Here is a 23,755-nt window from a genome sequence, read left to right on the forward strand (position 1 = left end):
AAGGACGCTGAAACCTGTCGGTAGATGTTGGATCAGGCAGCGGGGTTCAGCAACGATTGCCTGGACTTCGCCATCGAGGTCTTCGAGTTGTACGCCAAGAAGGGAAGTGCATCCGGCGGGGTCGTTCCCAGCCCAATCCTGCTGTAGCCCAGCTACCGGACTTCGTGTGGGTGTCGCTCGCAACCACCATCCAGTTGTCGATTCTGGCGATGAACTGACGGAAGTGTGGTTCGGAGAGTCCGTCGTGGCCGACCAACAAATTGGTAGAGAATCTGTTCGTTCCGGGATGGTGCGGGTCGCCGTGGTGCAAGCCGCCCCGGTCCTGTTCGACACCCCACGGACGCTCCAGAAGCTCGCCGCCCTCGCCGCCGACGCCACCAGGACGGGGGCCGAACTGGTCGTCTTCCCGGAGGCGTTCGTCGGCGGCTACCCGAAGGGGCACGACTTCGGCGTCTCGCTCGGCGTCCGCACCCCGGAAGGCCGGGACCAGTTCCGCCGGTACTTCGAGAGCGCCATCGACATACCGGGGCTGGGGGCCGAGTTCATCGGCGGGGTCGCCAGGGACCACCGCCTGTATCTCGTCGTCGGCGTGGTCGAGCGGGACGGCGGGACGCTGTACTGCACGGCGGCGATGTTCGGGCCGGACGGCGGGCTGCTCGGCAAGCACCGGAAGCTCGTGCCGACGGCGCTGGAGCGGGTGGTGTGGGGCCAGGGCGACGGGTCTACGCTCCCGGTCGTCGCCACCCCGCTCGGCAGGGTCGGGGCGGTGATCTGCTGGGAGAACTACATGCCCCTACTGCGGACGGCGATGTACGCCAAAGGGGTCGAATTGTACTGTGCCGTCACGGTGGACGACCGGGAGACGTGGGTTCCGACCGTGCGGCACATCGCCCTCGAAGGCCGGTGCTTCGTCCTGTCGGCCTGCCAGTACCTTCGACGGGCCGATCTCCCGCCCGGCTACCCGACCGACCGCCTCCCCGCCTCCCAGGACGTGCTGATCCGGGGCGGCAGTTGCGTCGTCGGGCCGCTAGGCGAATTGCTGGCCGGGCCGGTGTACGGGGAGGAGTGCGTGCTGGCGGCGACCCTCGACCGGGCCGACCTCGTGCGGGCCAAGTTCGACTTCGACGTGGTGGGCCACTACGCCCGGCCCGACGTGTTCCGGCTGGAGGTCAACGAGCGCCCGATGAAGCCGGTGGTGTTCTCGCCCAATCACGCCCAGCCCACGCCGGGCCTGACGCTTCTCGGCGTGGCCGGGCGGTTCGCCGTGTGCAAGCTGCCGCCCGACTCGGCGGTCCCGGCGTGGGCGACGGCGGGCGACGTGTTCAGCGTCACCCGCACGGGCGATGAGCTATCGGTGGTGTGCCGGGAGGATGTGGTCCCACCGGGGACGCACGCCGAGGTCGGGTGGCGCTGCCTGCGGGTGGCCGGGGCGATGCCGTTCACGGTCGTCGGGGTGCTGGCCTCGCTCACCGCCCCAATAGCCAAGGCGGGCGTGGGTGTGTTTGCGTTCTCGACGTTCGACACCGACTACCTGTTGGTGAAGGAGGCCGACTTCCCGGTGGCGGTCGATGCCCTGCGAGCCGCCGGGCATGGGGTGGAGGGGGCGGGCGCATGACCCCCGAACAGGTCGCCGCCAGCTACGACCGACTCGCCGAGCGGTGGCTCGATCTGTCGGCCTACGGGTTCGCCCCCGTTGAGCGGGCGGTGGCCTTCGTGAAGCGCAAGAGCGCTGCGCTCGACGTGGGGTGCGGCACGGGGCGGCTGATGGGCCTGTTGCGCACGCACGGGTTCGCCACGGACGGCATCGACGTGTCCCCGGCCATGATCGCCCTCGCACGGGACCGCCACCCGGACGCCCGGCTGTTCCATGCCGACATTTGCGGGTGGGAACTGCCCCGGTCGTATGACCTGATCGTGGCGTGGGACAGCGTGTGGCACGTCCCGCTGGTCCAACAGGCGGCGGTCCTGGCGAAGCTGTGTCGGGGGCTGGCGGCGGGCGGGGTGTTCGTATTCACGACAGGCGGGCCGGACGGCCCGGAGGAGAGGCGGGACTCGCACATGGGACCGCCCATGTACCACGCCACGCTCGGCATCCCCAAGACCCTGCACGCCCTCGCCGAAGCGGGCTGCGTCGTTCGCCATCTCGAATACGACCAGTACCCCGAAGCCCACGTCTACCTCATCGCCCAGAAATCGGAGAGCGGGCAACCGGGGGTGTACGACCGGGTTCGGCTGCGTCCGGTCGAGGCGGGCGACCTGCCCCGCATGTACGAGTTGCAAATGGACCCGGACTCGAACCGCATGGCGGTCACGATCCCACGAAGCCGTGATGCGTTCGATTCGCATTGGGCGAAGGCGCTGGGCGATCCGGTGAACACCACCAGGGCGGTTCTGCTCGCCGGGCAGATGGTCGGGTACATCTCCTGCTTCCCGATGGACGGCGAGGATCACGTCGGGTACTGGATCGACCGGGCGTATTGGGGCATGGGCATCGCCAGCCGAGCGTTACACCTGTTGCTCGCCGAAGTCACGAAACGCCCACTGGTCGCCACCGCCGCCACCAGCAACGGGGCTTCCCTGCGGGTTCTCCAGAAGTGCGGGTTCGTCGTCGAGGAGGTTCGCCACTCGCCCGCCACCGACCGCTACCCGGAGTGCGAGGAAGCCGTCCTCGTGCTGCGGTAAGTTCCATTCGAGTCGGTAACGAGGGACTGGTGAATCAACATGGCCGAAGACACCCGACTCGTTCTGTTCGACTTCTCCCTCCCCGGCGCTGCGTCCGAGTGGCAGGCGGTCAACGACGGCGTGATGGGCGGCGTGTCCGAGGGCACGTTCCAGATCACCGACCGGAAGACGCTGGCGTTCTTCGGCACACTATCCCTGGAGAACAACGGCGGCTTCGCCTCGGTGCGCACGAAGGCGAAGAAGCTGAGTCTGGAGAGTGGTGACGCCCTACGGGTGCGGGTCCGGGGCGACGGGCGGCAGTATTCACTGAACCTCTACGTCCCCAGGCCGCAAGTCGCCTTCTCGTACCGGGCGACGGTGACGACCACGAGCGACGAGTGGGTCGAGGTCACGCTGCCGCTGGACACGTTCGAGGCGACATCGTTCGGGAGGGTCGTCAAGGACGCCGGTGCGGTGAAGCCGAACGAGGTCAACGCCCTGGGCTTCATGGTGAGCGACAAGAAGGCCGGGCCGTTCAAGCTGGAAATCGAGTGGGTCAAGGTGGTCCGGGCGGTATAAACCGGCATCAAACAAGTCCGTACCCACGCCCGCCGCCCGCCGCAGCGTTAGCAGGTTGTCACTGCGGTGAGATCACTCCGAGAGGTCTGAAATGACAGCGTACAAACGGGTGCTTGCGACGGACGCCCCGCCCGCCGTCCTGCTCGTGCGGCTGATGGTCGGCGGGGTGTTCCTGTCCGAAGGCGTCCAGAAGTTCCTCTACCCCGACCTGCGAGGGGCCGGGCGGTTCGCCACCCTCGGCATCCCCTCCCCGGAATTCTTTGGGCCGTTCGTCGGCGTCTTCGAGGTCGTGTGCGGGGCGCTGATCCTGATCGGCCTTCTCACCCGCTTGGCCGTCGTCCCCACCATCTGCATCATGCTCGTGGCGATCTACTCCACGCAGTTGCCCGTCCTCGAAAAAGAGGGCTTCTGATTCATGGCGAACCGCATCCGAACGGACTACTCGATGCTCCTCGGCTCGCTCTTTCTGCTGGTCGTCGGGGCCGGGCGGTGGTCCCTCGACTCCCGGCTCGCAAGCGCCGGGCGATGAGCGGGCGTTAGCCGGGTTCGGTCAGAGCCGTTTGACGAACGACGCCTTGCCGTCGCCGTCGGCGAAGAAGTCGGGGATGTGGGCGACCTCGGCGTACCCGTGCTTGCGGTAGAACTGCCGGGTCCGCTCGAAGCTCGACTTGTCGCTCGTCTCGATCAGCAGCAACCGCCCGTTCGCCGCCCGCACCGCCTCTTCGACCGCCAAGAGCATCGTGGAACCGATCCCCTGCCGGTGGCGGGGTGCGTCCACGGCGATCATCAGCAACTCCCACACCCGGTCGGTGAACTCCTTCGGGGCGAAGTAGGCGATGCCCACCGGCGTGCCGCCGTCCTCGTAGGCGAGGATGCGGTGGCCGTTGGAGGCGTTCGTGGCGTGGTACTCGTCCAGCATTCCGTGAACGGCGTCCAACTCGTCGGGCCGGAACAGCCCGCTACTCCCGGACAGGGCGACGAGGGCCGGTGAGTCGGCGGGCACGATGGGTCGGATCATCGGTCTACGCTCCAGTCGTTGGGAGGCAATTCATACCGGAGGCCGCTCACCGCCGAGGGGTTCGCAGTGCCGAATGGCCCACTGTGTCTCCTACTTCGCAGTGCCCGACACTCCGCCCCAGCACCTTCGACCCGATCAGAACGAGCCAGACGAGGAACATCGGCCTGCCGCCTACTTCGTGTCGGTGTCGCCCTTGCTGCCCGCAAACGCCCGGTACAGCAAAACGCTGAGACGCTGGAGGCGGTGATCGAGAAGGAACTGGTGGCGAGCGAGGGCGGTTGACGCCCGGCTACAAGCGGTCCAACTCGCCCGGCAGTTCGGCTAGTGACGGAACCGTGATGTCAATCGCCGGGCCGGGCGGAAACAACTGTTGTCCGGGGCGGGCGACGAAGGCGGTTTTCATCCCGGCCCACGCCGCCCCCGCCACGTCCCACCCGTGGGCGGCGACGAGCAGGCACTCGGACACGTCGGCCCCGGCCCGGCCCGCCGCCCAGCGGTACACGTCGGCGTGCGGCTTGTACTTCCCCACGTCCTCCACACTCAGCAGTGCCTCGAAGAACTCCGTCAGCCCGGCGTGTTTCATCTGGTCGGCGACCGCCGCCTTCGAGGAGTTCGTCAGCGTGAACAGTCGGCAGTCGGCGTCCCGCAGGCGTCCGAGTGTCGGGATCACGTCAGGGTGCGGGGGCAGCGACCGCATCGGGGCCACGGCTTCCTGGGCCTCCTTCTCGGACAACCCGACGCCGTGGTTCCGTGCGACCATGCGCAGGCACGCCGCCCCGATCTCGCCGAAGTCGAGGTAGTGGTCGGCCACGGTCGCCACGAGCGAATACTGGAGGAGCGTCGTGAACCACAGCGGGGCAAGCTCCGGGCGACCGCCGAGTGCCTTGCCGACGCTCTCCTTCACGGGCGTCAGGTCGAGCAGCGTCTCGTTCACGTCGAACAAGATCACCTTGGGCCGTGCCATGTGCGAGTGTCCTTTGCGGTTACTTCGTTACCGTAGTGGGGCGGTCGTCGTGTTCTACGTTGCAGCCCCCGCACCATATTTGCACATTAAAGCTGTCGGGCGGGTTCCGGCGCTCAGAACGGCGTGGACGAGCGACTTTTTCCGGCCACAGGTCATCGCCGTGGTCGCCCCCGCTCACGCCGGAAGGCGGGAACGCCGACTCGGAACGGGAGCCGTGATGGTCTTCGCCAAGCTCACCCACTTCGTCCACGCCCGGTTCATCTGGCTGCTGATCGGCTCGTACCTCGTGGCCGCAGTTTTCCCGGCGCTCGGCCTCTCGATCCGGTCCCTGTCCGTGGGGGCGATCAGCCTGCCGATGGCGATGCTCGCCTTCCTGCTGTTCAACGCCGGGCTGGGGGTGGACCTCTCGGCACTCAGGAAACTGCGGGGCGACCCCTTCCTCCTCGTGTTCGGCCTGCTCGCCAACCTGCTGGTCCCGGTCGCCTTCATCGCCGTGGTCATGCTCACGATGCGCCTGTGGCACAACCCCGATGAGGTCCAGCACATCCTCGTCGGCTTGGCCCTCGTCGCCTCGATGCCGATTGCAGGCTCCTCGACCGCTTGGTCGCAGAATGCGAACGGCAACTTGGCCCTGAGCCTCGGCTTGGTCCTCGGCTCGACCTTCCTCAGCCCGCTCACGACGCCACTCGCCCTGCACTCGGTCGGACTCATGACCACCGGCGACTACTCCGAGGACTTGCACGAGTTGGCGGGGTCCGGCACGGGCTGGTTCCTCCTGATCTCGGTGATCGTCCCCTCGGTCCTTGGGATTACCTGCCGCCGCTTGCTGGGCGAGAGAAAAGTCTCCGGAGCCAAGCCGTCTTTGAAGCTGGCGAACACCGTCGTCCTGCTGCTCCTCAATTACGCCAACGCTTCGGTGTCTCTCCCGCAGGCCGTCGCCGTCCCCGACCCCGATTTCCTGGCCGTGATTCTGGCGATCACGCTATCGCTGTGCGGCGTGGCCTTTTTCGCCGGGTGGCTGATCGCCCGGCTGCGCAAGTCCGACGAGACCGAGAAGATCGCCTTGATGTTCGGCCTGGGCATGAACAACAACGGGACCGGCCTCGTGCTGGCGTCGATGGCCCTGGCCGACCACCCCCAAGTCCTCCTGCCGATCATCTTTTATAACCTCGTGCAGCACCTCGTCGCCGGGCTGGTGTATCACCGGATGTTCTCCCGCCGTTCCGAAGACCCGGCCCCCGCAAACGCCCGGTAGAGCAGCACGTCGTACACGATCTTCAGTCCCCCGGCGAGGAAGAACGGGACGCTCGCCCACCCCACGCTGCCCACGAGGACCGTCGCCACCACCGGCGGGATGGAAGCGCCCACCGACCGGGCCACGCCCGTCACGCCCGCCGCCGCCGAGCGCTCGTCGGGCCGCACCGCCGCCATCGTGTACGCCTGACGGGTCGGCACGTCCATCTGCGAGATGCTGAACCGGGCGAGCAGCACGCCGACCGCCCAATACACGTCCGGCATCAGCGGGACGAGGACGAGCAGCACGTTCGACGGCAGGTGGGTGAAGATCATCGTGTTCAGCAGCCCGATGCGGCGGGCCAGCCACCCCGCCGCCAGTGCCGACACCCCGGCCAGCAGGTTGGCGCACAGGAAGATCGTCCCGAGCATCGCCGGGTCGAGCTTGTAGGTGAGGTAGAACCAGTAGGCGATGAGGCTCTGGATCACGAACCCGCCGCCGAGGGCGTCCAGGGCGAACAGGAGCGACAACTTGAACACGGTGCGGCGGGACTCGTGCAGGCCCAGCACCACCTTGGGGGCCGGGCGGGACTCGTCCCTCGTGGCCTCGACCGCCGACGAGAGCCACACGAAGCCGCCGACCAGCGCCAGCCCGATCCCGGCGTAGGCCAGCAGCACCGGGCGGAAGGCGGCGGCTCCGACCAAGCCCATGTGCTGGGCTTGCTGGGCGATCAGCCCGCCCGCCAGCGCCCCCAGCGCCGTCGAGAACGAGCCGACGAGGTTGTACCAAGCGAACACGTCGGTGCGGCGGTCGTCGCTGACGATGTGGGAGAGCGCCGCCTGCTCGACGGACAGGAACGGCCCGATCTCGTTCCCGCTGGGGCTGATGACGCCGATGGTGGCGGCGAGGAGCAGCAGAACGAAGCTGTCGGTGGAGACGAAGACGATCCCGGCCAGGGCCATGAGGACGGCCCCGGCGACCAGCGTGCGCCGCCGCCCGAACCGATCAGCGGTTGTCGTCAGCCAGAGGGAGATCGCCGTGTCCCCGACCAGCGTGAACGACAGCAGCAGCCCGACCTCCCACCCCGTCAGCCCGACTTCGACGAGGTAGAGGACCAGCACGACCGAGAGCAGGCCGTAGGCGAACATCCTCGAACAGCGGGTGGCGAACAGCAGCCACCCGTCCCGTGTCAGCTTCCCGGCGATGCCCAAGGGACGTTTCCCTCCCGATACCCGAAAGGCGAGGTCCGGCTACGTTCTGCGTCTGATGGTACTGTAGGTGGGGGCGGCGGTCCACCGTGGGTGAGGAGGAGACGGCTCCCACCAAGGCCATCAGGATGTCGCCAGCGTTCGGGACGCTGATGACTCCTTCTCGTCCAACACATCCCGCACTTTCCGGGCAAGGGCGGTCGGAGAGAAGGGCTTTTGGAGGAAGGCAACATCGGCTTGAAGGATGCCGTGCCGAACGACGGCATCATCCGTGTAGCCCGACAGGAACAAAACTTTCACGCCGGGTCGCATGGCCTCCACCCGTTCCGCCAGTTGGCGACCACCGATGAGCGGCATCACTACGTCGGTCTCGACCAGATCAATCGGCCCGTCGTGGTTTTGTGCAACCCGCTCGCCCGATCTCACCTTGGCGTCGGCTGCACCCCGGCCAGCAGCTTTTCGAGGGCCGCAAGTTCCACCGGCTTGACGACGTGGAGGTTGAACCCGGCTTCCTGCGAACGGCGTCTGTCTTCGTCCTGCCCCCACCCGGTCAAAGCGATCAGCATCATGTCCCGACCCCACGGCTGCTGCCGGATGCGCCGGGCGACTTCGTAGCCGTTCAGTTTGGGAAGGCCGATGTCCAGCAGCACCAACTCCGGGCGGAACGCTTCCGCTACTTCCACCGCCTCAAGGCCGTCGTGTGCGGTGCGAATGTCGTTACCCATGATCCCCAACAAGTCCCCCAGGCTGTCAGCCGAGTCCTTGTTGTCGTCCACCACCAGAATGCGACACCCGCTCAGGGCTTTCGCCTTCGGCCCGTCACTCTTCGGCGGCGTTTCGTGCGGCGGCGGGATGAGGGGCAGACGGACGACGAACTCGCTCCCCCCACCGGGGCCGGGGCTGCGGGCCTCGATGCTCCCGTCGTGCATATCGACCAGCCGCCGCACCAGCGTCAGGCCGATGCCCAACCCGCCGTGCGACTGCTCCGACGACCGATCCACCTGCGTGAACATCTCGAAGATGCGGCCCAGCATGTCGGCGGGGATGCCGATGCCGTCGTCCCGCACGCTGATGACGGCATCACTCCCTTCCCGTTCGGCGGTGAGCCGGATATGCCCGCCCCGCTTCGTGTACTTGGCGGCGTTGTTCAACAGGTTCAGGAAAACCTGGGCGAGCCGGACGGGATCGGCATCCAGGTTCAGCGGTTGGGGCGGCAGGCTGACCGTGAGTTCGTGACCGCACTGAAGGATCAGGGGGCGGCTGCTCTCGACAGCGCTCTCCAGAACCGCCGCCAATTCGACCCGTTCCTTGCGCATGTCCAACTGGTTGTGACTGATGCGGGACACGTCTAGAAGGTCGTCAATTAGACGCACCATGACCGTCACTTGTCGGGCGATAACATCTCTGGCTCTCTCCACATCCGGCCCCTTCAATCCCGCAATGCCGAGGGACTGGACGGCGTTGCGGATCGGGGCCAGCGGGTTTCTCAGTTCGTGGGCCAAGGTCGCCAGGAACTCGTCCTTGTGGCGGCTGGCCTCGGCCAGTTCGTCGGCCCGCTCCCGCATGGCGGAAACGTCTTGCAGGGCGAGCAGGATCAATTCGGGGTTTTTGGAGTCGGGTGGGAATGGCCGAGCGTTGAGCAGCATGGACTTTCGACCGACGCTCGGAAACGTGTGTTCGACCTCGAAGTCCTGGACGGCTTCGCTCCGTGAAAGGACTTGATCCAGCAACGTCCGCAGAGCGGGAATGTCCCACTGCCCGTCACCCAAGTCGTAGACGAAGCGGCCCTCCGTTTCGCCCTTCGACACGTGGAACCAGGTGTAGAAGGCGACGTTCGCCGTCTTCACCCGCAGGGTGCTGTCGAGGACGACGAACGGTTCCCGCAGGGTCGCTATGATGTCATCGGCGTAGGCGAGGGCTTTGTCCAACTCCCGCTCCGTCTTCCGACGTGCGGTGATGTCTCGGAAGACCAGCACGACCCCGGCAACTTTGCCCCCCCCGTTGCGGATCGGGGCGGCACTGTCGTCAATCGGTCGTTCCGTGCCGTCCTTGGAAATGAGCAGGCTATGGCTCGCCAACTTACACGTGCGACCTTCTCGGAAGGCGGGCACGGCGGGATTCTCGACCGTTTGGCGGCTCTCCTCGTTGATGATGTGGAACAAGTTATCGAGCGGCTGGCCCACCCCCTCCTGCGCCGCCCACCCCGTCAAGGACTCGGCGACCGGGTTCATGAACGTGACCCGCAGTTCAGCGTCCGTCGTGAGGACGGCATCGCCGATACTCGAAAGCGTGGCGAGCAGCCAGTGCCGGTCGTCATGGACCGCTTCGCCGTCCTCCGGTGAAGGGCCAGACGTGCCGCCGCCAGCGATGCTTTCGTTCGCCATCCTCGGAAACCTTGTGCCGTATTGCCGGTGTGACCGTGTTATTGTACTGAAAGCGGCGGCTGACAGATCGAGTCTACGGCGGGCCGGTCGTCGCCCTGGACAACGGGAACTCCGACCGCAACGGGCATCCGCTGCTGCCCGGTTCGACGATGGTGAAAGACCAGACGGCGAACCCACGGAGGGAAACATCGTCACCCCATTTTGGTGTCGATGCCACTCTTGCTGCTGGCGAATGCACGCTAGAGCAGCGTCTCATTCACGTCTAACCGGATGACTATTGACCGGGCCGTGTGCGGCGTCCGCTCGTCACGGGCGAACGGTTGGCGCAGGGACTGGCCGAATTTCCAAGAAGCCCTACAGTATCAGGTGAAGTGAGGATGCCATCCCAACAACTCCCGTTCGACCTGACGCAGGAGCCGCTCACGACGAGCGGGAATGGCTCCGTGTCACGCTGTCGTGCATCGGCGATGCGGTAATCACCACCAACGCCACCGGCCACGTCACACTCCTCAACCCGGTGGCTCAATCTTTGACCGGGTGGACGCAGGACGAGGCGGTCGGCCACCCGCTGGAGAGCGTCTTCACCAGCGTCAGCGAGGAGGGTCACTTGCCCCTCGAAAGTCCCGCCGTCCGGGCCTTGCGGGCGGGCGTTGTGTCGGAAGGCCACTCCCTGCTGGTTGCGAAGGACGGGACGGAGCGTGTCGTTGAGGACAGTGCGGCCCCGATACGCAATGCGGCTGGCGAGGTCGGCGGGGTCGTTCTGGTCTTCCGGGATGTCACCCAGCGGAGGCAGCGAGAGAGAGCGGCGCACGCCGTTCTCGCCTATGCCGAGGGCATCATCGCCACCCTCCGGGAACCGTTCGTCGTCCTCGACCAGAGTTTCGTAGTACAGACCGCAAACGACGCTTTTTACAGGACGTTCCACGTTTCCAGGACGGAGACGGAAAAGCGTTCCTTCTTCGAGTTGGACAACGGCCAATGGGGCCATCCCCGCCTGCGGAAGGTACTCGACGAGATGTTGGCCGATCACAACGCCGTCGAAGACTTCGAGGTCGAACATGCGTTTCCGACCATCGGCCAAAGGGTCGTGCTGCTCAACGCCCGGAGCATCCCGGCGCAAGAAAATGGCCCGGTCCTGATCCTGCTCGCCATCGAGGACGTGACCGACCGCAGGCGGGCCGAAACGTCTCGCCGGTTGGAGGATTCGGCCTGGAGGAAGTCGGAGGTTCAGTATCGGCGACTCTTCGAGAGTGCCAGGGACGGCATCCTGATCCTCGACGAGACGACCGGGAGAATCATCGACGCCAACCCGTTCATGAGCGAGTTGCTGGGGTACGACCACTCCCACTTCCTGGGTAAGGAACTGTGGGAGATCGGCTTGTTCCACGACATCACGGCGAACCAGGCGGCGTTCCGGGAACTGCAAGCCAACGGGTACATCCGGTACGAACACTTGCCGCTCGAAACCCGTGATAAAAAGAGAGTGGATGTCGAGTTCGTCAGCAATTGCTACGAGGCGGATGGTCGCCGGGTGTTGCAGTGCAACATCCGGGATTGCAGCGACCGTTTCCGGTTGGAGCAGGCCGTCAAGGCGTCACTGGAGGAGAAGGAAGTCCTACTGAAAGAAGTTCATCATCGGGTGAAGAACAACCTGCAAGTGATCTCCAGCCTCCTGCACTTGCAGTCCGAACACACACAGGACGAAGCGAGCATTCGGATATTTCGCAAGACCCAGGACCGGGTGCGGTCGATGGCCCTGGTCCACGAACGCCTTTACCGCTCCCACGACATCGCCCAGGTGGACTTCACGGATTACATCGAGAGCCTGGCGCATCACCTGTTCAAGTCGCAACAGACGGACACCGACCGCATCAAACTGGCGGTTGACGTTCAAGGCGTCCGGTTGCCCATCGACGCCGCCGTTCCGGTCGGATTGCTCCTGAACGAATTGATCTCGAACTGCTTGAAGCACGCCTTCGTGGGCCACGAGTCGGGGCATATTCGGATCGACCTGCGCCCGTTCAACGGCGGCGAATTTCTACTGAGCGTGAGCGACGATGGCGTCGGCCTGCCAGCGGCCATCGTGCCGCAGTCGGCGACGACCTTCGGGATGGAATTGATCGCCGACCTGGTGGACCAGCTTCACGGTCGGTTGCAAGTCAGCAGGGACGGGGGGACCACGTTTCGGATTTTGTTCCCCAAACGTAAAGCGAGTTCCGTCCAAAGAGAGGACCACCCATGATCGCCACGGCCCAACGGGAAGAGCGGCACGAAGTGCGTGTGCGGCCCGCCCGCATCCTGGTGGTCGAGGACGAACGCATCGTGGCGAGGAGCCTGCGGAGACAGTTGACCAATTTGAGTTACGAAGTCGTCGGGAGCGTGCCGTCCGGGGAGGAGTCCGTCCGGCTGTGTGACGTGACCCGCCCCGATCTGGTACTGATGGACATCCACCTGGAAGGGGCCGTGGACGGGGTGGAGGCGGCGGCAACTATCCGCAAGCGGTTCCGGCTCCCGGTGGTCTACCTGACGGCCTACTCGAACACGGAAATTCTCGACCGGGCGAAGCTGACCGAGCCGTTCGGGTACATCCTCAAGCCCTACGACGAGCGAGACCTACTCGTCGTCATCGAGACGGCCTTGCACAAGCACCTGATGGAGCGGCGGCAACAGCAGCGAGAGATGTGGGTCGCCGCCACGATCAAGAGTATCGGCGTGGCGGTGGTCGCCACGGACAACGGCGGTTGCGTCACCTACATGAACCCCCTGGCAGAACGTCTGACCGGCTGGGCCGCAGACGACGCACTCGGTCAGCCTGTGGAAGGAGTCGTTCGGCTCGTTCAGGCGGATGTGCCGCAGCCCATCCCATCTCTCCTTGCGCCGTCAGTGCCAGGTGACACGTCGAGTCGGCGCATGCGACTCATCGCCCGGAACAATTCCGAAACGGCGATTGAGAACTCCGTCGCACTCATCTCCGACGAGCAGGGCGTTGCTATGGGCAAAGTGGTGGTGTTTCGAGACGTGACCAGGCAAATGCACCAGGAGTACAAGGCGACACAGGCAGAGAAGGTCGAGGCCATCGGGCAATTGGCTGGGGGCGTGGCGCATGCGTTCAACAATCTGATGACAACGGTTCTCGGTTACAGCGAGATCATGCTTCAGGGGATGAAGCCGGACGACCCCTTCGTTGATAGCGCCAGGGAAATCCAACGGGCGGCGACTCGGACGGCGACACTGACCCAAAAGCTGATGGCATTCGGTCGGAAGTCGATCTTGACCGTGCGGCCCGTGGACCTCAACGCAGTGGTCAGCGGTCTGGCCCAAGTCCTCCGGAACATGCAGGGCGGTGTCCGACTCGATTTGCGTTTGGAACCGGGGCTTGGATCGGCGAAGGCCGATGCCGATCAGCTTGAGGAGGCTGTTCTGATCTTGGCCCGAAACGCTTGTGAGGCGATGCCGAACGGCGGGCAACTGAGCATCCAGACGGCGAACGTCGAACTCGGACAGGACTACGCCCTCGACCACCCGGAAGTCCGTCCCGGCCCCTACGCCCTTCTGACCGTTTCCGATACCGGAACGGGTATGGATCCGAATGCGGTTAGCCATCTGTTCGAGCCATTTTTTACACGGAAGGCGGGCGTCGGGGCCGGGTTGGGATTGGCGGCGATTTACGGCTTCGTCAAGCAGTGCGACGGCGACATCACCGTGGAGAGCGTGCTGCACGAGGGGACCACATTCCGTGTCTATCTGCCCAGGAACACCGGGCGGGCGGAAGCGAATGCGCCTGTTGAAGGGAAAGAATGAGCCTGTGCGCAATCTACTTCCCTCTCCGAAGTACATCCACGCCGGGGCGAATGATCGCTTCGCACGATGCACAGGCGTGAACGGTCGGCATTCGCAGCCGACTGCCCCCACGTGCAGAACAGCCGGTGGTTGGTAGTGAGCGCCACAACGGCTTCTGCGTAGGCAGAGTGGTTTCGACCGGGAGTATTCCGGGCAGATCATCTCCCTCTTGGGAGCCGGGGGGTGCGTAATGACCGAACTTGAACCGAACAGTGGCGAGGCGACAGAGGGCGAACTCTTCCGCCTCCTCGTCGAAAACGTCAAGGATTACGCCATCTTCGTGACGGACCCGGAGGGCCGGGTGTGTAGCTGGAATCCTGGGGCGGAACGACTCCTGGGCTACTCGGCGAGCGAGATCATCGGACAACCCACCGCCCTTTTCTCGACCCCCGAAAGCAACAACGAACAGGTGACCCAGCGGGAGATGGACAGGGCAGCGGAGACGGGCCGGGGCGAGGACGAACGCTGGCACGTCCGCAAGGACGGCAGCCGGTTCTGGTCGGGCGGGACCATCTCCCCCTTGTGGGACGAGGGGCATCGGCTTCGGGGCTTCGCCAGGATCATGCGGGACCGCACGGCCCAAAAGCACAGCGACGACGCCCTGAAGGACGCCTTGGCCTCCGCCGAGAGAGTCGAGCAGGATCGGCGTGAAGTGGAAACCCGCTTCACGTCCCTGGTCAAGCACGTCAAGGACCACACCATCTTCACGATGGACCTCGGCGGGGGCATCACCAGTTGGAACGAAGCCGCCGAGCGGACCCTGGGTTACTCCGAGTCCGAAATCCTCGGCCAGCCGTTCTCAGTCATTTTCACCCCCGAAGACATTCGGGACGGGGTGCCGGAGCGAGAAATCCACATTGCGGGGGAGACGGGCCAGGCCGACAACGTGCGCTGGCATCTCCGCAAGGGCGGCGTGCGGTTTTGGGCCGATGGCATCGTGACTCCATTGCAGGACGCCAGCGGGCGGCATACCGGCTACTCCAAAATCATGCGGGACATGACCGAACAGAAGCGAATGGAGGAAGAACTCCTGCGGGCGCACGAGGGGGTGGAAACCCAGGTACGGGAACAGACAATCGAGTTGAGGACGGCAAACGATGATCTGCGGGCGGCATCCGTCGCACAGTCGGTGCAGGAGGGGTTACGGGCGAAAAGCGAGGCACAGTTCCGAGAACTGACGGCGCACCTGCACCAAAGTCTCTGGATGTTCGACGCCCTGGAAGCCCGTGTCCTGTACGTCAGCCCCGGCTACGAGAAAATATGGGGTCGCTCGTGTCAAAGCCTCCTCGACAACCCCGGCTCCTTCATGGAAGGTATTCATCCTCTGGATCAGGAGATGATGACCCGTGAAAGTTCCGTCATGTACCGGACGGGCCACATCGACACGGAGTGCCGTGTCCTGCGCCCCGACGGGTCCGTGCGGCGGGTCTGGATCAGGGGGTATCCGATCACGGAATCGGGCCGGATCGTGCGGATCGTGGGTGTCGTGGAGGACGTGACCGAGAAGCGGCAATTGACCGAGCAGCGGGACGCAGTGCTTACCCGGCTGCAACTTCACATCGAGCGGATGCCCCTGGCCTACTTACTGGCCGGGCCGGACATGCGTTATTCGGCCTGGAATCCGGCGGCGGAGCGGATGTTCGGGTTCACCGAGGCGGAAGTGCTGGGCAAGCACCCGTTCGAGGTCATCGTCCCGCCGCTCTCACAAGCCGCCGTGGGCAAAGTCTTCGAGCGGCTCAAGGCGGGGGACATGGACGCCCACGGGGAATGCGAAAACAAAACGAAAGACGGGCGGGTGATTACCTGCGACTGGTCCAATACGCCATTGCTGGGCGAGAACGGCGAATTCATTGGCTGCATCTCGCTGGCTCAGGACATCACTTCCCGTCGTGAGGGGGAGAAGACGCTGCGACTGCGGGACCGTGCCATCCAAGCCGTGTCTCAGGGCATCCTGATTACCGATCCGAACCTACCCGACAACCCGATCATCTATGCCAGCCACGGATTCGAGCGCATCACGGGATACCGGGCCGATGAGGTTTTGGGGAGGAATTGCCGACTGCTCCAGGGCCAGGAGACGGAGCCTGATGCGGTCGCCACCGTCCGGTCGGCAATTCGGGACGGGCGGGAATGTTCGGTGGAACTGCTCAACTACCGGAAGGACGGGACGAAGTTCTGGAATGCCCTGTTCGTGACCCCCGTTCGGGACGACGACGGTAGACTCGCCCACTTCGTCGGCGTGCAGGCCGACGTGACGGGTCGCCGGGTTTTGGAGCAGGCGTTCCACCAGTCGCAGAAGATGGAAGCGGTCGGCCAACTTGCGGGCGGGGTGGCTCACGACTTCAACAACCTGCTGACCATCATCTCCGGCTACAGCGACATCTTGCTCTCGACTTTGGGAGCGAGCGACCCGGTGCGAGAGTCCGTCAAGGCCATCAGCGAGGCCGGGGGACGGGCAGCCTCGCTCACCCGCCAGTTGCTCGCCTTCAGCCGCCAGACGGTATTGGAGCCGAAGGTATTGGAACTGAATGCGGTCTTACGGGAAACGGAGAAGATGCTGCGGCGACTCATTGGCGAGGACATTCTGTTGACCGCAGTTCTCGACCCGCACATCAGCCGGGTCAAGGTCGATCCCGGCCAACTGGACCAAATCCTGATGAATCTCTCGGTCAACGCCCGTGACGCCATGCCCAGGGGCGGGAAGTTGACTCTCGAAACCCGGAACGTGGACTTGGACGGGCAGTACGCCCAATCGCACGTTGAAGCCGAGGGGGGCCGGTACGTCATGCTGGCCGTGACCGATTCCGGCAGCGGCATGACCCCTGAAGTCATGGCACACATCTTCGAGCCGTTCTTCACGACCAAGGGCGTGGGCAAGGGGACCGGCCTGGGACTGTCTGTGGTCCACGGCATCGTTAAGCAGAGTGGCGGTCGCATCGAGGTCTACAGCGAACCCGGCTTGGGAACCACCTTCAAAATCTATTTCCCGGCGATCAAGGAGTTGGCCGACAGTGCCAAGGAAAGTGCCGAAAAGGGTGACATGCGGGGGACCGAAACGATTCTGCTCGTCAAGGACGAGGACGGAGTTCGTGGTTTGGCTTTGCTGGTCTTGCAGACCTACGGCTACAACGTGCTGGCGGCGAGCGACGGCAGGAGGGCGCTGCGGGCGATTGAGAACCACCAGGGGTCTATCGACCTGTTGGTGACGGACGTAGTGATGCCGGGCATGGGAGGCGGAGAATTGGCCGAAGCCGTGAAAAAGCAGTTCCCGCACATGAAGGTGCTTTTCTCCAGCGGTTACACGGACGACTCAGCAGTGAGGCAGGGCATTCTGGAAGCGGAAGTCGCCTTCCTTCAGAAGCCGTACTCGCCGCAATCGTTGGCGAGGAAGGTGCGACAAATTCTGGACAAGAAGTAGCGACTTATTTGGCGGTGGATTGCCGAACAGTTCAAAAATGGCACGCTGACAGCGGAATGTTACCAACTGGCAATCACGCTGCCCGCAACCGCTCCCTTTGCTGCGGCGATTTGGACGGATTCCTCCCTCCCGATGGTCGGTGTGCCGTTACATCGTGCCCCTGGGCCTGCGGTGATGCGATCCGGGAGCGGAGTGGTCCGGCATTCTAACCCACGGCGGCGGGTCACGGCACTTCGGAGCGGGAATTCGGCGGCTCGTCGCACGGGGCGTGCGGGGACACGTTCGCAGTCCGTTCGGGTTCCGCCCGGAGGCCGATCAGGATCGTCGTCTCCAGCTTCGCCGGGTCGTCGCAGTGGTGGCCGTACACTTCCAGCGACGGCGAGTCGATGACCTCGCCACGGGCCGCAAGCTCGGCCTTCAACTCCGTCCACTTTTGGGGCAACGCTTGGTAAGGCCCGACGTGGACGTGCCTCATGTACCGCTGCAACTCGAACTCCAGCGGCTCCAGCGCAGCGGGCGTTGGAACCGGCTGTGGGGTTCGGAGTTCGACCCCGACGAACATCTTGTTTTCGGGCAGGTACACCCAATGGTTGATGCCGGTGGTCGGAACCCCGGCCCCTTTGACGACCCGCCACATCTCGTTCATCAGGCGGAAGCCGACCTCGCCGTACCGCCCGTCCTCGACCACGCCCCCGATGCCGTGCAGGTGGAACCGGATCGGCTCCTCGACGATCTCGACGGTCATTTCGCTGCCCTCGGTCTGCGTGAGTTCTGCGCCTGCTTCTTCCGCTTCGCCGCCGCCGTCATGCCGCATCGGTCTTTCGTCCTTCACCCGTGTCCGCATTCACGAACGGGTCGATGCCGCACGACACCAGGACGAGCGACATGAGCATCGCCAGCAGCACGGCGGCGACGATGCCGCAGACGACTCCGAGCAGACCGCCGAGAACTGCGCCGATCCACCCGTGGAGTTGCCAGCCCTGATACGCACCCTCGAACAGCCCGCCCGTCACCCCCATCACCGCCCACGACGAGATCAGCGGGACGCCGACGAGTCCACCGGCGACGCTCCCGGCGACAAAGCCGACGAGCAGGTAAAGCAAAAATCCCGGCCACTCGAAGTTGTGAAACGACCAGACCACGATCCCGCTAAATGCCGTCAGGATCACCGGGGCGACGGGCCGGAACAGTTCCAGAAGCCGGTACGTTTCCGGTTTTTGGTCGGTCATGCTTTCCACTCCCGTTCAATGCCCCGGCGACCTGATCTCGATGCCGTACTTCGGCGCAGCCGCCGCCATCTTCTCGATCTCGGCCTTCGTGGGCGGGGCGGCGGTCGTCGCTCCCTGGGCGACCGGCACGCCGACCTCGAAGAACATCTGCTCCAGACCAGCAGCGGCGACGGAGATCAGCATCTTGGCCGGGCGGTCGCTCTCGTTCTTGAAGCTGTGCGGCGTCCCGACCGGCATGTTGACGAACACCCCCGCCGTCGCCACCACCTTCTCGTCACCGATGAAGACCGTGACTTCGCCGTCGAGGACGTAAAAGCCTTCCTCCTCCCGGCTGTGGACGTGCGGGGGCGGACCGCCGCCCGGAGGCACAAGGGCTTCCCACAGGGCGTACTTGCCGTTGGTATCGTCGCCCGTCGCCAGGAAGCGGTACACGTCGCCGACGACGGCGACGGTGCGGCCCTCGGCGGGGGTTCGGATGGTCGGACTCATAGCCTACTCGTCCTTTCGTTTCGCAGGCAACGTCGTGACGAAGTTCACCGCCCGCCGAATCCAGTCATTCAACTCGTCGTCGCCCCCGACCCCTTCGATGCCGACGACGACCCACCCCGCCATCGTACCCCGACCCGTGATCTCGAATGCGGTGGCGTGCGGTTCCGACAGCGCCCACTGGCCCTCCTCCGGGCCGAGCCGGACGAGGAGCGAATCCTTGCGGACGGCGACGAGCAGGTGGCCGTTCAGCAGGAACCCGACCCCGCCGAACATCCTCTTCTCCTCGACGTTCTTCCTCCGGGCCAGCACGACACGGGTGCGGCGGGCCAGGGTTTCGCTGAATGCCATCGTGTCTCCCGACTAATGCTCGTGCCGGTGGTGGGTGTCCGGATAGTGGACGTGGGAGTGGGTCATGGCCTCGTGCTTGTGCGGGTGGCTGTGCGGCTCGCCGGGCGGGTCGTCGGGGCCGTGGTCGTGCCGGTGGTGTTCGTCGTGGACGTGGCTGTGGTCATGCTCCAGCGCCTCGTGCGTGTGTTCGTGGTCGTGCCGCTCGGTCAGGTGCAGCCAGACGCCGACGCCCATGAGCGCCGCCGCAAAGCCGAATCGGATCGAAAGTCCGTCCTGGAAGATCGCCAGCGACAACAGCGCCCCGACGAACGGGGCGAGCGAGAAGTACGCCCCGGTGCGGGCGGTCCCCAAGTGCCGCAGGGCCAGCACGAAACACGTCAGACTGACCCCGTACCCCAGCAGGCCCACCGTACCGGCAGCCAGTACGGTCGGGAAGGCCGGAAGGTGCGACCCGGCGACGAGGGCGAGGCCCAGGTTCACGCCGCCCGCCACCACGCCCTTGGCGGCGGCGATCTGGACGGGGTTCCCGCCAGAGACTTTCCGGGTGAGGTTGTTGTCGATCCCCCAGGCGAGGCACGCCCCGGCGACGGCGAGCGCCCCCCACGGAACCCCGGCTGCGGTGTCGCCGGTCCACGAGAGCAGCACGCCGCCCCCGGTGATGAACGCCATCCCCAGGGCGATGCGACGGTCGAAGTTCTCCTGGAACACGAACCACGCCAGGAGCGCCGTCAGCACGCCTTCGAGGTTCAGGAGCAGTGATGCGGAGGCGGCGGGGGTGGCGGCGAGGCCGAGCATGAGCAGCACCGGGCCGACCACGCCGCCGAACAGAATCGCCCCGGCGAGCCACGGGAGGTCGGCCCGCTTCAAGGACGCTTCGGTGGAACCCTTCCCGGTCAGCCGAGTAGCGAGCAACAGCCAGAGGGACAATCCCAATCCCGAACCGAGGTAGAGCAGGCCCGCCAGGAGCCACGGGTCCACGCTGCCGAGCAGCAACTTCGACAGGGGCGTGCTTGCGCCGAAGAGGGCGGCGGCGGCGAGGGCGTAACCGATCCCGATGGGGAGTGTGGGTTTCATCGACGGCATTCTTTCATCCTAACCGCCAGCGGCTCAAAGCGTCCCGAATGCGGGCGGCAAAGGATTCATCGAAGGCCATCTGTGGCTCCAGCCCTGGCTGGGTCACGGACGAGTGGCTTGTGGGTCGCCCTCATTCTCTCTTCTCGCACCAGCCCAGCGGCTTGAAGTCGTTCCACGGGTCGTAGACGTTGCCGAACAGCCACGAGGAAGCGGGGTACTGGCCCACGAGGTCGTTGAACAGCGCCTCGACTGCCGGGAACCCGAAGGACACCGGCACGGAGAACACGAGGTTGGTGTTGCCGCCGCCGTCGCACACGCCGCCGAACTTCTCGACGGCGGCACGGACACGATCCCCGTCCGGGCCTTGATTCCGCCCCTGCTCCTTGAAGTAGAACCAGACGCAGAGGTAGCCCGCACGACTGACGACGGTGAACCCTTTGGGGTCGGTGTCGGAAAACTCGATCACGTCGCCCTTCGCCACCCCTTCCACTATCCCCGGCGAGTAGAGGAGCCTGAATTGGTGAGGAGAGAGCCGAATCGCTTCAACGACCTCCGTTGCGGGGCGGTTGCCCTCGGTGTGGCAGACCCGCAGTTCGATGTCGATGCGTTCTTCGCCCGCTGTACCCGATTCGCCCCGCTGATAGTGCTGGAAGCTCAGGTGCAGTTTGGCGTGTTGCAGGTGGAAGTACCACCATTGCTCGTGCGTGATCGGTCCTTCGACGGGACTCGGTTGCGTCATCCGTTCCCCGGCGTCGATCCGGTCAACCTGTTGAAGCAAGTACGAGACACCGGCCCCGTCAGGAATCTTCTGGTCCGGCTCGACTGCTTGAACGCTCGGCGGGTTCCTGAATCCGGGGCGGGTCGCCAACGAAACCAGCCACGTCCACGACCATAATCGCACGAGTCGGCCAAACAGCCGGTAGCGCCAAGGGTACTTGAATGGGAAGCCGTCGATGGAGAACTCGATCCACCTGCCGAGATGCTGACAGCACTGGTCCAGAGTCCAGTCGCCGGACTTCTCCAGGCGTCCTTGACGGCGTGCCTCGTCGAGCGCCCGCACTTCGTTCCGCAGGTCGGACATCATGCGGAGATTCGGCGGCGGTCGTTTCTCGCCCGGCGTCATGACCCGGCCTCGCACGCACTCAACATCGCCGCCAGCGGCTCCGGTTCGGCCAGCCGGTGATCCGTGCCGACCTCGATCAGAGTCGCCCTGCTGTCCTTCGCCAACTCCTTGCTATCGGCGAACGGGATCACGTCGTCGGCTCGGCTGTGGAGGATCACCGTACCCGGCTTCACCGTCCTCGCCGTCCCCCACTTCTTCCACGCCGGGCACAGAAGCACTAGTTTCGCCCCGCCGTCGTTGATGTTTATGGCGACGGCCCCACCCCGACTGGAACCGACGACGACCTGGGGCCGGTGCTGGTCGAACTCGGCCTGGGCGGTGCGCACCGCTGCGGCGAAGTCGTCGTCGTCCAGGGCGGGGTTGACGACCTCGTGGCCGTGCGTGGCGAGGTACGTCGGCTTCGCACCGCCGGGAACGCTGTGCCAGCCGTGGAGGAAAAGGATTTTCATCGTCGGGATTCCTCCTCCAACGGCGGTGCGCCGACCGGGTAAGGTCGATGCTTCGTGATCGAGTTCACGAAGTCAGACCGGGTAGCTCTGCCTAACCCTAACCGTCCGGGCCACTGGTAGGGTACGGCGTACTGCGAACCCCGCTCACGCCCCGGACCCGGCGGCGTGGGGGGCGAAGTCGGTGTACCCTTTCTCGCTCGTGGGCGAGTACCAGTCGGGCATCGGGGCGAGCGGGGCCAGCGGCCACCCGTTCTTGAACCGCTCCACGAGGTCCGGGTTGCTGATGAACGGCCTGCCGAACGCAATCAGGTCGGCGTGGCCCTCGGCGACGGCTTTCTCGGCCATCCCCTGGGTGTACCCGCAGTTGCCGATCAGCGGGCCGTGAAAGACCGTGCGGAAGTCGGCCAGCGTCATCGGCTCGCCGAGCTTGTGGAACCCGAACGCCAGCCCGTCCATGACGTGCAGGTACGACAGGCCGAAGCGGTCGAGTTGCCCTGCGACGAACGTGAACTGCTCCCGGAAGTCGGGGGAACCCATGTCGTTGAACGCCCCGTTCGGGGACAGCCGCACGCCCACCCGGTTGGCGGGCCAGACGGTCGTGACGGCCTCGACGACTTCCTTCAGGAAGCGGTAGCGGTTCTCGACGCTGCCGCCGTACTGGTCGGTGCGGTGGTTCGTCTTCGACTGAAGGAACACGTCGATCAGGTAGCCGTTGGCCCCGTGGACCTCCACCCCGTCGAACCCCGCCGCCTTCGCCCGTGCAGCGGCCTTGCGGTAGTCGTCCACCACCCGTGAAACCTCGGCGGTGTCCAGCGCCCTGGGGACTTCGTGCGGCTGCTTGCCAGTGGGCGTGTGGATGTACTCCTCGTTGATCTTGATTGCTGACGGGGCGACGGCGAGTTTCCCGCCGTGGAAGCTGCTGTGCGAGGCCCGGCCCATGTGCCAAAGCTGGAGGAAGATGACCCCGCCCTTCTGGTGGACGGCCTCGGTGGTCAGCTTCCATCCTTCGGTCATCTCGTCGATGTAGACGCCGGGCGACTCGTTCCACCCGTTCGCCTCCTCGGAGATGGTGGTGGCCTCGGTGACGAGCAGGCCCGCCGAACTCCGCTGGGCGTAGTATTCGGCCATGAGTACGTTCGGCAGGCGGGCGGTCCCGGCCCTGGAGCGGGTCATGGGTGCGAGGACGATGCGGTTCGGCAGGGTCAGGTCGTGGAGGCGGAAGGGGCGGAACAGGACGCTATCGGGCATGGTGATCCTTCGGCTGTGACGAAGCTCGTGACCGCCGCCTTGGGTGAATCGAAGGCCCTGGGGCCGTGCTGCGGTTCTCGAATGCGGAACAACGGTTATCGTATCGGTGCGGTCGGAGCAGGCCCACACCTCCGACCGTACCGGAGAGTCGCCCGTGACGAGCCGCCGGGCGAAAGGTGGCTCTCGGTCGCCGCACGACTCGTTGGCAACTATCACAAACCTTGGTAAGGTTTGTGGAGTTCGTCTGAATGGCCCGCTGACGCACACGACGGGGAGCGCCGACGTGGACAAACTCTCGGATTTCCTCCGAATATCCGAAGCCGCCGAGTACCTGGGTGTTTCGCCGAACACGCTTCGCAACTGGGTCGATGCCGGGAAGATCGTGGCCGTTCGCCATCCGGTGAACGACTATCGCCTCTTCAGGCGGGAAGACCTCGACGCCTTGCTCCGGCAGGTCGCCGTGGCCCGCCAGAAAGTGGCCAATTGACG

The 23,755-nt window shown here is 65.1% G+C and carries 22 protein-coding genes and 2 pseudogenes; 11 read left to right on the forward strand and 13 right to left on the reverse strand.

Annotated features, from left to right (window positions below):
* Positions 1-24 precede the first annotated feature (24 nt).
* From PX52LOC_RS43435 to PX52LOC_RS23465, 6 genes and pseudogenes are all read left to right on the forward strand, one after another.
* Positions 25-147 carry a hypothetical protein gene (locus tag PX52LOC_RS43435; protein ID WP_261345035.1) on the forward strand — a complete coding sequence of 41 codons (123 nt, stop codon included), beginning with the start codon at positions 25-27 and terminating at the stop codon, positions 145-147.
* Positions 148-286: 139 nt separating this feature from the next.
* Positions 287-1,201, forward strand: a pseudogene (locus PX52LOC_RS23445) (nitrilase-related carbon-nitrogen hydrolase); the annotation flags it as partial.
* Positions 1,184-1,615, forward strand: a complete 432-nt coding sequence (locus tag PX52LOC_RS44055; RefSeq protein ID WP_218575454.1) for an ACT domain-containing protein — start codon at positions 1,184-1,186, stop codon at positions 1,613-1,615. The pseudogene PX52LOC_RS23445 and the gene PX52LOC_RS44055, both read left to right, overlap by 18 nt.
* Complete coding sequence (locus tag PX52LOC_RS42060) at positions 1,612-2,682, forward strand: GNAT family N-acetyltransferase (protein ID WP_218575144.1); 1,071 nt, start codon at positions 1,612-1,614, stop codon at positions 2,680-2,682. Before PX52LOC_RS44055 ends, PX52LOC_RS42060 begins: the two co-directional genes overlap by 4 nt.
* Before the next feature lie 39 nt (positions 2,683-2,721).
* Positions 2,722-3,240: a CIA30 family protein gene (locus PX52LOC_RS23460; protein ID WP_149112363.1), complete on the forward strand. Its 519-nt coding sequence runs from the start codon at positions 2,722-2,724 to the stop codon at positions 3,238-3,240.
* Positions 3,241-3,331: 91 nt separating this feature from the next.
* Positions 3,332-3,769 (forward strand): annotated as a pseudogene (locus PX52LOC_RS23465) (DoxX family protein).
* Positions 3,770-3,790: 21 nt separating this feature from the next.
* Here the strand turns inward: PX52LOC_RS23465 and PX52LOC_RS23470 are convergent.
* Both PX52LOC_RS23470 and PX52LOC_RS23475 read right to left on the reverse strand, forming a co-directional pair.
* The gene (locus PX52LOC_RS23470) at positions 3,791-4,258 is read right to left on the reverse strand and encodes a GNAT family N-acetyltransferase (protein ID WP_149112364.1); all 468 of its coding nucleotides are present in this window, start codon (positions 4,256-4,258) and stop codon (positions 3,791-3,793) included.
* 289 nt (positions 4,259-4,547) lie between these two features.
* Positions 4,548-5,222 (reverse strand): haloacid dehalogenase type II, encoded by a 675-nt coding sequence (locus PX52LOC_RS23475; RefSeq protein ID WP_149112365.1) that lies wholly within the window; start codon positions 5,220-5,222, stop codon positions 4,548-4,550.
* 217 nt (positions 5,223-5,439) lie between these two features.
* Between PX52LOC_RS23475 and PX52LOC_RS23480 the strand changes: the two genes are divergently transcribed.
* Positions 5,440-6,477 (forward strand): bile acid:sodium symporter family protein, encoded by a 1,038-nt coding sequence (locus PX52LOC_RS23480; RefSeq protein WP_149112366.1) that lies wholly within the window; start codon positions 5,440-5,442, stop codon positions 6,475-6,477.
* On the opposite strand, the gene PX52LOC_RS23485 is transcribed toward PX52LOC_RS23480, so the two are convergent.
* From PX52LOC_RS23485 to PX52LOC_RS23495, 3 genes are all read right to left on the reverse strand, one after another.
* On the reverse strand, positions 6,423-7,667 hold the full coding sequence (locus PX52LOC_RS23485) for an MFS transporter (protein ID WP_218575146.1): 1,245 nt from the start codon (positions 7,665-7,667) through the stop codon (positions 6,423-6,425). The two genes, PX52LOC_RS23480 and PX52LOC_RS23485, sit on opposite strands and share 55 nt — an antisense overlap.
* A 120-nt stretch (positions 7,668-7,787) precedes the next feature.
* Positions 7,788-8,090: a response regulator gene (locus PX52LOC_RS40895; protein WP_261345036.1), complete on the reverse strand. Its 303-nt coding sequence runs from the start codon at positions 8,088-8,090 to the stop codon at positions 7,788-7,790.
* Positions 8,087-10,048: a hybrid sensor histidine kinase/response regulator gene (locus tag PX52LOC_RS23495; RefSeq protein ID WP_149112367.1), complete on the reverse strand. Its 1,962-nt coding sequence runs from the start codon at positions 10,046-10,048 to the stop codon at positions 8,087-8,089. The genes PX52LOC_RS40895 and PX52LOC_RS23495 overlap by 4 nt, the downstream gene beginning before the upstream one ends.
* A gap of 382 nt (positions 10,049-10,430) precedes the next feature.
* On the opposite strand from PX52LOC_RS23495, the gene PX52LOC_RS23500 reads away from it, so the two are divergent.
* The 3 genes from PX52LOC_RS23500 (at position 10,431) to PX52LOC_RS23510 (ending at position 17,306) form a co-directional block, all read left to right on the forward strand.
* Positions 10,431-12,290 (forward strand): sensor histidine kinase, encoded by a 1,860-nt coding sequence (locus PX52LOC_RS23500; protein ID WP_261368421.1) that lies wholly within the window; start codon positions 10,431-10,433, stop codon positions 12,288-12,290.
* Complete coding sequence (locus tag PX52LOC_RS23505) at positions 12,287-13,849, forward strand: ATP-binding response regulator (protein WP_149112369.1); 1,563 nt, start codon at positions 12,287-12,289, stop codon at positions 13,847-13,849. The genes PX52LOC_RS23500 and PX52LOC_RS23505 overlap by 4 nt, the downstream gene beginning before the upstream one ends.
* 229 nt (positions 13,850-14,078) lie before the next feature.
* Positions 14,079-17,306 carry a hybrid sensor histidine kinase/response regulator gene (locus PX52LOC_RS23510; RefSeq protein ID WP_149112370.1) on the forward strand — a complete coding sequence of 1,076 codons (3,228 nt, stop codon included), beginning with the start codon at positions 14,079-14,081 and terminating at the stop codon, positions 17,304-17,306.
* Positions 17,307-17,529: 223 nt separating this feature from the next.
* Here the strand turns inward: PX52LOC_RS23510 and PX52LOC_RS23515 are convergent, their stop codons facing one another.
* From PX52LOC_RS23515 to PX52LOC_RS23550, 8 genes are all read right to left on the reverse strand, one after another.
* On the reverse strand, positions 17,530-18,120 hold the full coding sequence (locus tag PX52LOC_RS23515) for a GyrI-like domain-containing protein (RefSeq protein ID WP_168219165.1): 591 nt from the start codon (positions 18,118-18,120) through the stop codon (positions 17,530-17,532).
* Positions 18,110-18,535, reverse strand: coding sequence for a hypothetical protein (locus tag PX52LOC_RS23520; RefSeq protein WP_149112372.1), 426 nt, complete (start codon positions 18,533-18,535; stop codon positions 18,110-18,112). Before PX52LOC_RS23520 ends, PX52LOC_RS23515 begins: the two co-directional genes overlap by 11 nt.
* A 15-nt stretch (positions 18,536-18,550) precedes the next feature.
* On the reverse strand, positions 18,551-19,024 hold the full coding sequence (locus PX52LOC_RS23525; protein ID WP_149112373.1) for a cupin domain-containing protein: 474 nt from the start codon (positions 19,022-19,024) through the stop codon (positions 18,551-18,553).
* A gap of 3 nt (positions 19,025-19,027) precedes the next feature.
* Entirely contained in the window at positions 19,028-19,372 is a 345-nt protein-coding gene (locus PX52LOC_RS23530; protein WP_149112374.1) for a TfoX/Sxy family protein, read from the reverse strand.
* 12 nt (positions 19,373-19,384) lie between these two features.
* Positions 19,385-20,446, reverse strand: a complete 1,062-nt coding sequence (locus PX52LOC_RS23535; protein ID WP_149112375.1) for a DMT family transporter — start codon at positions 20,444-20,446, stop codon at positions 19,385-19,387.
* 130 nt (positions 20,447-20,576) lie between these two features.
* Positions 20,577-21,569 (reverse strand): DUF1569 domain-containing protein, encoded by a 993-nt coding sequence (locus PX52LOC_RS23540; protein WP_149112376.1) that lies wholly within the window; start codon positions 21,567-21,569, stop codon positions 20,577-20,579.
* A complete protein-coding gene (locus PX52LOC_RS23545; protein ID WP_149112377.1) occupies positions 21,566-22,018 on the reverse strand; it encodes an alpha/beta fold hydrolase in 453 nt (150 codons plus the stop codon). The genes PX52LOC_RS23540 and PX52LOC_RS23545 overlap by 4 nt, the downstream gene beginning before the upstream one ends.
* A gap of 144 nt (positions 22,019-22,162) precedes the next feature.
* Positions 22,163-23,266: an alkene reductase gene (locus PX52LOC_RS23550; RefSeq protein ID WP_149112378.1), complete on the reverse strand. Its 1,104-nt coding sequence runs from the start codon at positions 23,264-23,266 to the stop codon at positions 22,163-22,165.
* A gap of 283 nt (positions 23,267-23,549) precedes the next feature.
* Here PX52LOC_RS23550 and PX52LOC_RS23555 point away from each other — a divergent pair, with 283 nt between their 5' ends.
* A complete protein-coding gene (locus PX52LOC_RS23555; RefSeq protein ID WP_149112379.1) occupies positions 23,550-23,753 on the forward strand; it encodes a MerR family transcriptional regulator in 204 nt (67 codons plus the stop codon).
* The last annotated feature ends 2 nt before the right edge of the window (positions 23,754-23,755 follow it).

The organism is Limnoglobus roseus, from assembly GCF_008254045.1.
GTDB classification, from domain to species: domain Bacteria; phylum Planctomycetota; class Planctomycetia; order Gemmatales; family Gemmataceae; genus Limnoglobus; species Limnoglobus roseus.